Source organism: Rhizocola hellebori, assembly GCF_016862955.1.
GTDB classification, from domain to species: Bacteria; Actinomycetota; Actinomycetes; order Mycobacteriales; family Micromonosporaceae; genus Rhizocola; species Rhizocola hellebori.
Genome location: NZ_BONY01000008.1, coordinates 84,229 through 97,525, shown reverse-complemented (window position 1 = coordinate 97,525; position 13,297 = coordinate 84,229). Strand labels below are relative to the sequence as shown.

Below are 13,297 nucleotides of genomic sequence, written 5' to 3'. Positions count from 1 at the left end.
GGCCGGTCTCCGCGCCGCGGACCTCGACGACGCTGGACAACACTTCCAGCGCAGGTAATCCGACTCACCCTGGCGGGTCTACGGCTGCGGGCCAGTGCCGGGCTTCGACCGGCTTCCCCTCACGCTGGAACCCCGCCATCCGAACACACCGCCGCCGCCACCGTCAACGTGACGCTGCCGCCGGAGGTGGGGGTCACGCCCGGGCCTCCACCGCGGAAGCATCGGCCGACCGTGCCGCCATCAGCTGTGACACGGTCACCAACTCCAGGCCCGCGGCTCGCAGGCCCGCCACAATGCGGTCGAGGCGATCGACAACGGCGAGCCGGCTGTCGCGGCCCACATCGTGGGCGAGCAGGATGCTGCCCGGCTTGGCGTTCGCGCACACGTCGTCGACCAGCCCGTCGGGGTTCTGCTCAGGCATCACATAGGACCACATCGTCACGTCGTAGCCCATGCGGTCGGCGGCCACCAGCGCCGCACCGCCGAGATGACCCCACGGCGGGCGCATCAAGGTGGCGTCGCGGCCCAGCACCTGCTTGATCGCGTTGTGGCAGCGGTCGAGCTGGTCGAAGGCCTTCTCGGCGTCGAGCTTGCCGAGCTCGCAGTGCGACCAGGTGTGGTTGCCGACCTCGTGTCGCTGCAACCTGTCCCGGACGACGGCAGCGTGCTGCACCAACCGCTTGCCCACCACAAAGAACGTGGCCTGCGCGTCAGCGCGGTCCAACGCGTCGAGCACCCGGGGTGTCCACTTCGGACCGGGACCGTCGTCAAAGGTCAGCGCCACCCACGGCTTCGTGGTGGGCACGTGCCAAATGGTCCGGACCAGGCCGCTGCCGGAGGCGTGCCACCCATCACCGGCGGCCGCGTAGCCACCGCCAAGCGGCAGCCTTTCCGACCCGTACTGGTTGAGCTGACGCTCGATGGACAGCGCCAAACCCGCCCCGACGCCAGCGGCAAGGCCGCCACCCATCAACCCCCGTCGTGTGATCACCTTCAGATTATCTGCGGAAGTGGAAATCCGCGCTGACCCTAAGCCGCAAGCAGTCAACCTTCCGTCAGCCCGCACCCTGGCAGGCATCGTTCAGCGAAGACTCAGAAAGAACCTGGGAGGGTAACCGGATTGACCGCGTGGCCCCGGGTCCGCAGGCTGGCTGTAACAACGGCTGCGGACCCGAGCGCGCCGGACACCAGAACGAAGGTGCTCATGCTCGCCGACACTAAAGACGACACCCGGCATCGGAAGCAGTCTCATTCCCGGGCTGCCAAGCGTGATTGGCCCGAGCGGGTGCCCACGATGTTCGCCGTGCTCCTCACCGTCGTCGCCGCCCTGTGCGCGCTGGCTGCGCTGCACTTCGGGATGGGGCAGCAGCCGATCCGCCGCATCATCAACGCCGTGGTCGTCCCGGCCCCCGCCAACCTTGCCTACGCGGCGTTCGTGGCCCTGCTCGCCGCGGCGACGGCCCGCCGCAAGCGGGTCGCCTGGTGGATCATGATGGTCTACTTCGGACTTCAGCTGATGGCCGACCTGCTCGGGGTGGCATTGCTGGTCTTTCTGCGCACGCTGTGGACCGAGGATCTCGAACGTAACCAGATCTCGCCGCAGTGGTGGGAGAAGCCGGCGGTGCTCGCCAGCGCGATGGTCACCGCCACGTTTGTGACCCTCCTCCTGCTGGCGCGGCGCAAGTTCAACGCCCGGGTGCAGCGGGCGAGCCTGCCCAAAGCCGTGGCGGTATACCTGCTCGGGGTCGGTCTCTCGCTCGGGCTGGGCTATCTGCTCGTGCACACGTTCCCGAATACGTTGCAGCCGCAGGATTATCTGCCCTATGCCGCCGAGAAGGTCTTCGGCGGGTTCAACCTGCACATTCGCGTCGATCAGCGGGCGCACAGCTATCGCTGGGTGAGCCTGCTGCTGGGCCTGTTCGGCGCGGTGGCGCTGCTTGCCGCGTTCTTCACCCTGTTTCGTACCCAGCGCAAGGCTGCGGAGCTGCACGGCGACGAGGAAATCAAGATCCGGCAGCTGCTAGCCGGGTCGGGCGACCGCGACTCGCTGGGCTACTTCGCCACCCGCCGGGACAAGTCAGTGATCTTCTCGCCGACCGGGAAGGCTGCGCTCACCTACCGGCCCGTTGCCGGGGTGAGCCTCGCCAGCGGGGACCCGATCGGCGACCCCGAGGCGTGGAGTGGCGCCATCAAGGCCTGGCTGCACAACGCGCGCGAGTTCGGCTGGCGTCCCGCGGTGATGGGCGCATCGGAGGAAGGCGCGACCGCCTACGCGCAGCACGGCCTCAAGGTGATCGAGCTCGGTGACGAGGCGATCCTGCACGTACGCGATTTCCAGCTCGACGGGCGCGACATGCGCCAGGTGCGTCAAGCCGTGAACCGCATCGAGAGGGCCGGTTTCACCGCGCGGGTAAGGCGGCACAGCGCCATCTCGCCGCAGGACATGCGAGAGGCCCAGCGCTTGGCCGAGCTCTGGCGTGACACCGACGCCGAGCGCGGCTTCTCGATGGCCCTGTCCCGGCTCAACGACCCGTGGGACGGCGATTGCGTGCTCGTCGAGGCCCTTGACGTGCAGGGTAAACCGGCCGCGATCCTGTCATTTGTGCCCTGGGGCGCCAACGGCCTGTCGCTTGACCTCATGCGACGCGATCGCGACAGCGGCAACGGCCTGATGGAGTTCATGGTCGCGGCCGTGGTCAGGGAAGCGCCCCGGTTGGGCATCGAGCGCATCTCGCTCAACTTCGCCGTGTTCCGGTCCGCCTTCGAGGAAGGAGCGCGGATAGGGGCCGGCCCGGTGCTGCGCGCGTGGCGGCGGTTGCTGCTCTTCTTCTCGCGATGGTGGCAGCTGGAGTCGCTGTACCGCTCCAACGTGAAGTATCACCCCGAGTGGGTACCCAGATTCCTGTGTTTCCGGGAGCGGCGTGAGCTGGCCACGATCGGCGTCGCGGCGGCGATCGCGGAGGGCTTCCTGGTGCTGCCCTGGCAACGCGGGCACCTGACGCCCGGTCCGCCACCCACGCAGACGTTGCCCGCCCTGGCGCGCACGCCGGAGCGAAAAGAGGCCAAGCGCCCAGAGCAGGTCCAGGTACGACTGTCCAAACTGAACAGTTTGGCCGACCCTTACCCGGTCAGCTTCGCCCGAACCCACGCGATCGCGGACGTGCAAGATGACGAGCAGGTCGCGGTCGCCGGAAGGGTGATCCTGGTCCGCGACCACGGGAAGATCGCGTTCGCCACGCTGCGCGACTGGAGCGGCGACATCCAGGTCATCGCCGACTGCCTGGACGGGATCGACGTCGGCGATCTCATCGGCGTCACCGGCCGGGTCGGCCGCTCCCGCAAAGGCGAGAAGTCGATTGTCGCGCAGCAGTGGGTGCTGACGGCCAAATGCCTGCATCCGTTGCCTAACAAGCACCTGGGTCTAGCCGATCCGGAGGCGAAGGTGCGGCGCCGATATCTCGACCTCATCGTCAGCCCCCAGTCGCGCGGAACCCTCAGGACGCGCGGCGCGGTGCTGCACTCGTTGCGGACAACGTTGCACAGCAACGACTTCCTCGAGGTGGAGACGCCGATCCTGCAGCCCATCCACGGCGGGGCCAACGCGCGCCCGTTCCTGACCCACATCAACGCCTACGACATGCGGCTCTACCTGCGCATCGCACCCGAGCTTTACCTCAAGCGCCTGTGCGTCGGTGGCGTGGAGAAGCTCTACGAGCTCGGGCGCACCTTCCGCAACGAAGGCGTGTCCTTCAAGCACAATCCCGAATTCACCATGCTCGAGGCGTACCAGGCCTACGCCGACTACATGACCATGCTGGACCTGACCCGTGACCTGATCCAGAACGCGGCTCGCGAAGGTCTGGGGACCACCACTCTGGTGCACGACGGGGCCGAGTACGACATCGGCGGCGCCTGGCCGGTAGTCACGGTCAACGAAGCCATTTCGCGCCGGCTCGGCGAAGAGGTCACCCCCGGCACGCCGGTGCCACGCTTGCAGGAGCTGGCGAACGCGGCGGGCGTGTCGTTCGATCCCGCCTGGGGGCACGGCCAGATGATCCTTGAACTCTACGAGCGCCTGGTGGAGGCGCACACCAAGACACCGACGTTCTACCGGGACTTCCCGGCGGAGGTATCCCCGCTGGCCCGGCAGCACCGCGACGACCCGCGGCTGGCCGAACGCTGGGACCTGGTCGCCTTCGGCACCGAGCTGGGCACGGCCCATTCGGAGCTGGTGGACCCGGTCGAGCAGCGCCGTCGCCTGACCGCGCAATCGCTGAAGGCCACCGGCGGCGACCCGGAGGCGATGGAGCTCGACGAGGATTTCCTGGAGGCGCTGGAGTTTGCGATGCCACCCACGGGCGGGCTCGGCATCGGCGTCGACCGGCTCGTGATGCTGTTGACCGCCAAGACAATCCGGGAAACCCTGCCTTTCCCGCTCGTGCGCCCTTCCGGATCGCGGTCAAGAGCCACGGTGTTGCGGCAGGAGGACGTCGACGGATAGGCCGCCATCCGGCCGGGGGTGCAGGCTGACGGTGCCGTGGTGCACCGCCGCGATGGAGGACACGATCGCCAGCCCGAGCCCGAATCCGTCGCGCGCGGTGCGATTGTTCAGCCGGCGGAAGGGTTCCAGAAGCGCAGCCGTGGACTCCGGCGCGATGACCGGGCCCGTGTTGGCCACGGTCAGCCGCACGAAGGGGGCCGCCGATTGCACGCTGACCCAGACTTGGCCGCGGGAGTCGTTGTAGCGCACGGCATTGTCGACAAGATTGGCGATGAGCCGCTCCAGCAGGATGGCGTCGCCGTCGACGATCGCGGGTTGAAGCGACGGCAGCACGGCTCGGTCGCCGGTGTCGAGGTCGTCGAGCGCGTTCTCGGCGGCGGTGGCCAGATCGACTGGCTCGGTGCGGGACAGGCCATGCTCGTTGCGGGCCAGGGTGAGCATGGAATCGATGAGTTTCTCGGCGTCGGTGACTGCGGCGCGGACTTCGTTCCCCATCCCGCGCAGCTCGGCAACAGCCGGTTCCGGTTTGGCCAGCACGACATCGACCGCTGTGCGCATCACGGTCAGCGGGGTGCGCAGCTCGTGGCTGGCGTTGGCGATGAACTGGCGCTGGCTCTGGAAAGCAGCCTCCAGCCGGGCCAGCATGTCGTCGAAGGTGTCGGCCAGCTCACGCAGCTCGTCGCGGGGGCCGGTGGAGGCCACGCGGGCGGAAAGGTCGTGCTGCGAGGCGTTTCTGGCCGCGGCGATCAGCTGATGGACGGGCCGCAACGCCCTTCCGGCGAGGATCCAGCCGGCGATCGCGGCGAAGAGGGTGACGACGACGAAAGTGATGACCGAGTACCGGACCATCTGCTCGAGGGTGGCCTCGCGCTGGCTTGCTGCGCCGGCCATGAGGCCTTCCTCGTAGGCCCTCTGGCATTTGAACTGGGTCTCGGAGCTGAGCGTCGCCAGCGACCGGGTGCACAGGTCCAGGAAGTCGACCTGCTGCTGCGAGACTCTGCTGCCGTCGGACTGCAGGCTCGGTACCATAAGATAGGCAATTATCACTATCGCGGCGCCACACATGGCGAACAGGCCGGTGTAGATGAGGGTGAGCCTGACCCGCAGGGTGAGCTTCATAGCCGGTACCCACGGCCGACGACGGTTTCGATGAGCGGTGGCTCGCCGAGCTTGCGCCGCAGCCGCGCCATCGTCACTGGAACGATGTTGCTGAATGGGTCGGCGTTGGCGTCCCACACGTGCTCGAGCAGTTCCTCCGCGCTCACCACGCCACCGTCGGCGGCAAGCAGGATTTCCAGCACGCCGAACTCCTTGCGGGTCAAAGAAAGCGGCAGGCCACCCCGGCTCGCGCGGTGCCGGGCTCGGTCGACGATCAGATCGGCGTGCCGCACGACCGGCGGGGCCGATGGCGCCCTGCGGCCCAGGGCACGGACGCGGGCCACCAGCTCGTGGAAGGCGAACGGCTTGCCAAGATAGTCATCCGCGCCAAGTTCCAGGCCATCGACCCGGTCATCGACTTCGGCCGCGGCGGTGAGCATCAGGATGCGGGCGGCCTTGCCCGCCAGCGACCGGCACACCTGGTCGCCGTGCACGATGGGCAGATCCCTGTCCAAAACGATGACGTCATAAGCGGTGTGACCGGATTGCTCCAGCGCGGCGCAACCGTCGTTGACCACATCCACCGCCAAGCCCGCATCGCGCAGACCTTCGGCGATCCGCTCGGCAAGCGCCGCGTGATCCTCGGCTACCAGTACCCGCATGGCCGCCATTGTGCCCCGCCCGAGATGACATTGACCTAACGTCGCCGGTAGCGCTGATGTCATCGGCCGCCACGTAAACAGGAGCCATGACACGACTCCTCCTGATCGCCTTACTGGCCACCGGGATCGCCGGCTGTTCCGGCCCGGACGACAACGGCATCGCCTCGGCCAACGGCGCTCAGCCCACTGCCACGGCGTCGGCCAAGGATGATCCGGTCGCGTTTTCCCAGTGCATGCGCGAGCACGGTCAACACGTTCCCGACCCGGGTCCGGGTGGGACCTGGGAATTCAACCCGCACCCCCGGACTGTTCCCACGGGCTGGGACGAGGCCATCCGCGCCTGCCAGCACCTGATCGAGATGCCCACCGACGACGGCATGCCTCCCGAGGACATGGAAAAGCTGCGTGCCTTCGCGGTGTGCATGCGCGAGCATGATATTCCGGTCACCGATCCTCAAATCGGTGGAGACCGTCCGGGCAATATGCGCATCGGCGGCCGGTTCGAAGATGTCACCCGCGACCAGCTTGAGGCCGACCCTGTCTACAAAGCCGCGTATGCCGCGTGCAAAGACAAGCTGCCCACCGAAACCAAGAAGGGCAGCTGATGAAACGCAGACTCGTCCTGACCGGCTCGGCCGTTTTGGCCGCCGGCGCCGTGACCGCGGCGGCCTTCGGCTTCGGCGGCCCCGGAGACTCACCTTCCGAGGGGTCCGCGGCGGCGCTGACGACCGCGCCCGTCACCAAGGCGAATTTAACCAAAACCCAAACCGTTTCCGGGGTACTGGGATACGGCCCCCCGGTCACGGTGACCGCCCGCGGGCCGGGGACCGTGACGTGGCTTCCTTCCCTCGGCGCTACCGTGAGCCGCGGTCAGCCGCTTTACGAAGTGAACGACCGCCCCGTGACGCTGTTCTACGGCGGGCTCCCGCTCTACCGGCCGTTGGGCATCGGCGACTCCGGCGACGATGTGCGCCAGATCGAGACGAACCTGGCGGCGCTGGGATACGCCGGCATCACCGTTGACGGCACCTTCACCAACGCAACCGCGGCGGCTGTTCGCAAGTGGCAGAAGGATTTGGGAGTGCCGCAGACGGGCCTGGTCGATCCGGGGACGGTGGCGATCGCCCCCGGGCCGGTGCGCATCGCCCAGCACGTGACGCAGCTGGGCGCCGACTCGGGTGGGCCGGTGCTGGCCTACGCCGGGACAACCCGTGTGGTGAGCATCGCGCTCGATGTGGCGCTGCAGGACCTGGCGAAGGCGGGGCTGACCGCGCAGGTCATCCTGCCGAACGGGAAAGCGGTCGACGGCGTGATCGGCCAGGTCGGGACAGTGGCGACACCGGGCCAGGACGAGCAGCACCCGGCGACCATCCAGGTGACCGTCACCCTTGCCGACCAGTCCACCCTGGGTGCCCTTGACCAGGCGCCGGTGGTCGTCAAACTGGCCTCATCGACCGTGGAGAATGTGCTCACTGTTCCGATCACGGCGCTGGTGGCGCTCGCCGAGGGCGGTTATGGCGTCCAGGTCGTCACCGGGTCGCAAACCCGTTATGTGGCCGTGCAACCCGGCATGTTCGCCAGTGGGCGAGTACAGATCACCGGCGACGGCATCGCCGAAGGCACCCAAGTGGTGGTGCCGTCGTGATCGTGCTCGATGACGTGAGCAAGTCCTATCCCGGTGGGGTGCAAGCCTTGTCGGGCGTAACGCTGGCCGTGGAAGCCGGGGAACTGGTCGGGGTGGTCGGGCCGTCCGGCTGCGGCAAGTCGACCCTGCTGCATCTGGCCGGGGCCCTCGATACTCCGACTTCGGGCCGGGTGACCGTTGCCGGACATGACCTGTCCACGCTTTCCGACGAGCGGCTCTCGGCGTTGCGGGGACAGCTCATCGGATTCGTGTTCCAGCAGTTCCACCTGGCCAACGGGATGTCTGTAGTGGACAATATCGCCGATGGGCTGCTCTATTCCGGTGTGGCGCAGGCGGAGCGACGCCAACGGGCCCAGGCCGTGCTCGAACGGGTCGGGCTGGGCCACCGGGCGGCGCATCAGCCGCATCAGCTTTCCGGCGGCGAACGCCAGCGGGCCGCCATAGCCCGTGCGGCCGTGGGCAACCCGGCGCTGCTGCTGGCCGACGAGCCCACCGGAAACCTGGACTCCAAGGCGGGCGCCTCGGTGATCCAGCTGTTGCTGGAACTGCACTCCTCGGGGGCCACGGTGGTGGTCATCACCCACGACCGCGACATCGCCGCGCTGATGCCCCGCCGAATCCAGATGCATGACGGGATGGTGTTGCGGTGAAAAGCAGACTGCTGCCCGCTGACGTATATCGGGTTGGCGTTGCGGGCCTGCGTACCAGGCCACTGCGCGTTGTCCTGTCCGCGCTGGGGATCGCGATCGGCATCGCCGCCATGGTGTGTGTCATCGGCATCACCGGCTCCAGCCGCGCCGAACTCGACCGCAAGCTCGCCGAGCTCGGCACTAACCTGCTCAAAGTCTCGCCAGGGCAAGACATTCACGGCAGGCCGTCACATCTGCCACCCGAATCCGTGGACATGGTCAGCCGGATCGGCCCGGTGACTTCGGCGACGGCAACCGGGCTTCTGGAACAGGCCGTGTACCGCAACGACCGGATGTCGGTGGGGGAGACCGGTAACCTGACCGTGCTGGCGGCCCGGACGGACCTGCTGGAGACCGTGGGCGCCAAAGTCGGCAGCGGTGTTTGGCTCAATGACGCGACTTCCGGGTACCCGGTGGTGGTTCTGGGAAAGCAGGCGGCCGCGCGGCTGGGGGTGGTCCGGCCCAGCGTCCAGGCCCAGGTTTGGCTTGGCGGCCAATGGTTCACCGTGATCGGCATCCTCGGTGAAGCGGTGCTGACCCCGGAACTCGACTACGCCGCGCTTGTCGGCTGGACTGCCGCCAAGTCGTATCTGCGGTTCGACGGATACCCGACCACCATCTACACCCGCACCCGCGATGATGCTGTCCTCGCGGTGCAAGGCGTGCTGGGCCGCACGGCAAACCCGGAGCACCCCAACGAGGTCCGGGTCTCCCGCCCCTCCGATGCGCTGACCGCGCGCCAGGCCGCCGACAAGACCCTGACCGGCCTGCTGCTCGGCCTGGGAGTGGTCGCGCTGCTCGTTGGCGGGGTCGGCGTCGCCAACACGATGGTCATCTCGGTACTGGAACGGCGAGCCGAGATCGGGCTGCGGCGCTCGCTGGGAGCGACCCGCCGCCACATCCGAGCGCAGTTCCTGGTCGAATCCCTGCTGCTGTCGCTGTTCGGCGGCATAGGTGGGGTGCTGCTCGGCATCGTGCTCACGACGGCCTACGCGTCCTACCAACGCTGGCCGGTCGTGGTGCCGGCGTGGGCGAGCCTGGGCAGTGTCCTGGCGACGGTCGTCATTGGCGTCTTCGCGGGCTTCTACCCCGCCTGGCGCGCCTCCCGGCTCTCACCCACGGAGGCACTGGCCAGCCCGGGCTAGTCGGTGGCGGGAAGGGAAGGCGGCTCGAGGTGTCCTTCTGCCCGCTCGGTGAGCATCTGGCCGAACAATCCGTTGGGGCGTCCACAGCTCAGACAGAGGAAGTTGTCGTCGAGCCGGCCGTCGGCGCAGTAGTCACAACTGCCGAAGTCCCGCGGATCGTGATAGCTGCGCAAGGCCTCCGCCAGCGCCGCCTTCACCGGCGCGGTGACCGGCACCTGAGTCTGCCGGCCTTGGTAGCTCAGCGTCAGCTCGCCGAGCACCGCCGCCTTCGGATCGAGGGCATGAATGCGTGCGGCAAAGGCTTCCACTGCAGCTAGGACATCGTCGGCGGGCACGCTGCCGACCATAGCGCATGAGGCAACGGATATGCTTTGCGGTGTTTTCCAACCGCATGACCGGAGGAGTCGATGCCCACACAGGACGACGTGCTCGGGTACTTCAACACGTTGTCGAACTGGGGGAGGTGGGGCAACGACGATGAGCTCGGCACGCTGAACCACATCACCGACGATGTCCGGCTGGCGGCGGCGAGGGCCGTGCGCCACGGCAGGAGCGTGTCGTGCGCGTGGGAGGTTGCCGTGCCGCAGGACATGGAGCGGTCGACGACGACTTGCCCGTGCGCCGCCGACATGCCGGGTGCGGAGAACATGCCGGCCGCCTTCCACAACGACCGGCGCTGGGGCTTTTCCTCCGAGCGGCTCGGCATCTCGTTCCACGGCAACACCCTCACCCATCTCGACTCGCCGTGCCACATCTTCTGGGACGGCACGATGTACAACGGGCGGTCGCACTCGGTGGTCGACGCCGCAACGGGTTCGGCGTGGGCGGCGGTGACGGCGGCGGCGAATGGGATTATCACGCGTGGTGTCCTGCTGGACATCGCGAGCGTCCGCGAGGTGCCGTGGCTGGAGCCGGGGCAGGGGGTGTTTCCCGAGGATCTCGAGGAGGCCGAGCGCCGTCAGGGTGTGCGGGTGCGATCCGGCGATGCGGTGCTGCTGCGCACGGGCTACGGCCGTTTCCGGCACGAGGCCGGTGCGGCGTTCAGCTTCACGCAGGCCGGCTGGCACGCGTCCTGCCTGCCGTGGCTGCATGAGCGGGAGGTCGCCCTGATCGGCGCTGATACCCCCCAGGACGTTCAGCCGTCGGGGTACCAAGACGTGTTGATGCCCGTTCACGCCGTGAGCCTCGTTGCGATGGGTCTGTGGATGCTCGACAACTGCGACCTGGAGGCGTGCGCGACGACGGCTGCCGAGCTCGGTCAGTGGGACTTCCACCTCGCGGTCGCGCCGGTCCGCTTCGCCGGCACCTCCGGCAGCCCGGTCAACCCGATCGCCACCTTCTGAACCGCGCTCTGACCGCGCGGCGGTCAGGGCGTGAGAGCGGGCAGCTTTGCTTCGAGCATCGGCGCGAGCAGTCTGGAGAAGGGCGGCGTGATGTGGTGGTTGTCGCGGTAGGTCAGGATATTGCCGACCACGAGCGGGCATTTGTTGTTCAGGCACATCCATGGGATGGGATCGATGACGGTCACGCCGAGGTCCACCGCCACCTTGGCCACGTTCGCTCTGCGCGTGGGCTGCATCAACCCACCCGAGGTTGACGCCTGGTTGCACGCGCTGAGCGAATCGGGATGCACGGCAGCGCACTCCGGCCCGGCGGTGAAGCGGTAGAGGTTGTCCACCATAAAGACGACGTGGGCTGCCGAGGCTTTGAGCTTGATGAACGATCGCTTCCAGCCCTCGGCCCACACCGCCTCGGGGTTTGACGAAGCGGGAACGGGTTGCCGGCTGTCGAAGTAGGTGGCCGTCACCACGAGCGCGGGATGCAGAGAGGCAATCTTCGCCATGGCGTTGGCTCGCCATTGCTCACACTCGGTGTAGGTCCGGTTGAACGACCTTTCGATGACCTGCACCTCGCCGACGGGGCAGTTGGCCTTGGTCAGCGGGATCAGCCGCCAGTGCTTCGCCTTCGCCAGCTTCTCGAGCGCGGAAAACCATTGCGCGGCATGGGAATCACCGAGCAGCACGACGGTGGTGGGGGAGGAGGTGTCGCCAAAGACGCAACTGTCGGGCGGCAGGGAGACTCCCGCAAAACCTCGGTGACAGCCGTTGTAGGTGGAGGGGTAGGCCTTGGACGCGCTGGCCAGTGGCGGGTCGAGGTTGCGCGGCAGGGACTTCATGTTGAGGCCCTGCGCGAGAAGGGCATCCATGCTGGGAGCAGGCGCAGCCGAAGCCGAAGCGCTGGGGAGCACCTCCGGTGCACCGCTGGGCAGATCGTCGATCACGTCGAGCTGTATGGCGGGCGGTATGAACAGGGCCCTGTCGGGCGACACCAACCCGGGCGCGCCGGGCGGCATGAGGACCACCATGCTCAGCGCCACGGCCGTCGTGGTGGACGAAAGAGTCAGACCCAGCCCGATGCCTCGCAAGGGTCGGTGCCGCAGGGCGGAGAGATGGCGGATCGGATTCTCCACCGCGACCAGGGACAGCTGCGCCAGCAGCAGGGCCGCACCGGCAAGCGCGAGTCTGTCGGCCAGGCTCGGGGACATGTCAAAGGCGACCGGGACGATGAGCAGCATCGGCCAATGCCACAGATACCAGCCGTAGGAAAGCTTGCCTAGGACCCGCATCGGCCCCAGGCCGAGCAGGCGGCCCGCGGAGGAGGAACGGAAGCCGGCCGCGATCACCAATGCCGCGCCGGCAACGGGCAGAAGCGCAGCAATACCAGGAAAAGGCGTGAATTCATCGAAGACCACCGCGGCCGTGATGATTGCCCCAAGCCCTATCCACGCGGCCAATTCGGCCGCCACGCGCGGCAGGCGCGCAAACCTGGTCGCGCCCAGCGCCACCAACGCGCCGATCCCCAGCTCCCACGCCCTGGTGTGGCCGCCGAAGTAGGCCCACGGGGCGCTTTGGTGGGTCACGAGCCAGCTGAGCGCAAGGGAACCAGCCGTCAACGTCGCCAGCACCACGGTGAGCGGGCCGAGCCGGGTCTGTCCCCGCCGCCGTGACCACAGCGTTGCCAACAGGATGAGCACCGGCCAGAACATGTAGAACTGCTCTTCCACCGCGAGTGACCAGAAATGCTGCACGGGTGATGGCGGATCGCTGGCAGCCCAGTAGTCGGTGCCGATGCCGGCAAGCCGGAAATTGATGACATAGAATGCGCTGGCAACTATGTCTTTTACGGTTTCCGTGAATCTGAGCGGTGACAACCACGACCACGCCGCGATCAGCGTGACCAGCAAGACCAGTGTCGATGCGGGCAGCAGGCGCAGCGCCCGGCGCGTATAGAACTGCCGGATGGAAATCGTGCCAGTGGCCGTCAGTTCCTGGGTCAGCAGAGACGTGATGAGGAATCCGGAGATCACGAAAAATACGTCGACGCCGACAAAGCCGCCCGAGAACAAGCCCACCGATGCATGGCCAATGACCACCAAAAGCACCGCAATCGCCCGCATACCCTCGATATCCCCGCGAAACTCCATGCGGCTCGTTGGGTGCATGCGAACTTTCTCCCTTGCCCGTCGACGCCGATCGTGGTCGTCAAGCGGGCAATAT

11 protein-coding genes and 1 riboswitch are annotated in these 13,297 nt (G+C 67.5%); of the genes, 6 read left to right on the top strand and 5 right to left on the bottom strand.

Annotated features, from left to right (window positions below):
* Positions 1-32: 32 nt before the first annotated feature.
* Positions 33-142, bottom strand: a riboswitch (cobalamin riboswitch).
* Positions 143-193: 51 nt separating this feature from the next.
* A complete protein-coding gene (locus tag Rhe02_RS08150; protein WP_239123542.1) occupies positions 194-991 on the bottom strand; it encodes a polysaccharide deacetylase family protein in 798 nt (265 codons plus the stop codon).
* A gap of 213 nt (positions 992-1,204) precedes the next feature.
* Here Rhe02_RS08150 and lysX point away from each other — a divergent pair, with 213 nt between their 5' ends.
* Positions 1,205-4,501, top strand: a complete 3,297-nt coding sequence (lysX, locus tag Rhe02_RS08145) for a bifunctional lysylphosphatidylglycerol synthetase/lysine--tRNA ligase LysX (RefSeq protein WP_203907479.1) — start codon at positions 1,205-1,207, stop codon at positions 4,499-4,501.
* Here lysX and Rhe02_RS08140 read toward each other — a convergent pair.
* On the bottom strand, positions 4,460-5,620 hold the full coding sequence (locus Rhe02_RS08140; RefSeq protein WP_203907478.1) for a sensor histidine kinase: 1,161 nt from the start codon (positions 5,618-5,620) through the stop codon (positions 4,460-4,462). The two genes, lysX and Rhe02_RS08140, sit on opposite strands and share 42 nt — an antisense overlap.
* A complete protein-coding gene (locus Rhe02_RS08135) occupies positions 5,617-6,261 on the bottom strand; it encodes a response regulator transcription factor (protein WP_203907477.1) in 645 nt (214 codons plus the stop codon). Before Rhe02_RS08135 ends, Rhe02_RS08140 begins: the two co-directional genes overlap by 4 nt.
* An 86-nt stretch (positions 6,262-6,347) precedes the next feature.
* Here Rhe02_RS08135 and Rhe02_RS08130 point away from each other — a divergent pair, with 86 nt between their 5' ends.
* The 4 genes from Rhe02_RS08130 to Rhe02_RS08115 are packed head-to-tail and all read left to right on the top strand — an operon-like array spanning position 6,348 to position 9,740.
* On the top strand, positions 6,348-6,866 hold the full coding sequence (locus Rhe02_RS08130) for a hypothetical protein (protein ID WP_203907476.1): 519 nt from the start codon (positions 6,348-6,350) through the stop codon (positions 6,864-6,866).
* Positions 6,866-7,906 (top strand): peptidoglycan-binding domain-containing protein, encoded by a 1,041-nt coding sequence (locus tag Rhe02_RS08125; RefSeq protein WP_203907475.1) that lies wholly within the window; start codon positions 6,866-6,868, stop codon positions 7,904-7,906. The genes Rhe02_RS08130 and Rhe02_RS08125 overlap by 1 nt, the downstream gene beginning before the upstream one ends.
* Positions 7,903-8,556: an ABC transporter ATP-binding protein gene (locus Rhe02_RS08120; protein WP_203907474.1), complete on the top strand. Its 654-nt coding sequence runs from the start codon at positions 7,903-7,905 to the stop codon at positions 8,554-8,556. The genes Rhe02_RS08125 and Rhe02_RS08120 overlap by 4 nt, the downstream gene beginning before the upstream one ends.
* On the top strand, positions 8,553-9,740 hold the full coding sequence (locus Rhe02_RS08115) for an ABC transporter permease (protein WP_239123541.1): 1,188 nt from the start codon (positions 8,553-8,555) through the stop codon (positions 9,738-9,740). The genes Rhe02_RS08120 and Rhe02_RS08115 overlap by 4 nt, the downstream gene beginning before the upstream one ends.
* Here Rhe02_RS08115 and Rhe02_RS08110 read toward each other — a convergent pair.
* Positions 9,737-10,075, bottom strand: a complete 339-nt coding sequence (locus Rhe02_RS08110) for a hypothetical protein (protein ID WP_239123539.1) — start codon at positions 10,073-10,075, stop codon at positions 9,737-9,739. The genes Rhe02_RS08115 and Rhe02_RS08110 overlap by 4 nt on opposite strands.
* 72 nt (positions 10,076-10,147) lie before the next feature.
* Between Rhe02_RS08110 and Rhe02_RS08105 the strand changes: the two genes are divergently transcribed.
* Positions 10,148-11,083: a cyclase family protein gene (locus Rhe02_RS08105; RefSeq protein ID WP_203907472.1), complete on the top strand. Its 936-nt coding sequence runs from the start codon at positions 10,148-10,150 to the stop codon at positions 11,081-11,083.
* 23 nt (positions 11,084-11,106) lie between these two features.
* Here Rhe02_RS08105 and Rhe02_RS08100 read toward each other — a convergent pair whose 3' ends face one another.
* The gene (locus Rhe02_RS08100; protein WP_239123537.1) at positions 11,107-13,224 is read right to left on the bottom strand and encodes an acyltransferase family protein; all 2,118 of its coding nucleotides are present in this window, start codon (positions 13,222-13,224) and stop codon (positions 11,107-11,109) included.
* Between the last annotated feature and the right edge of the window lie 73 nt (positions 13,225-13,297).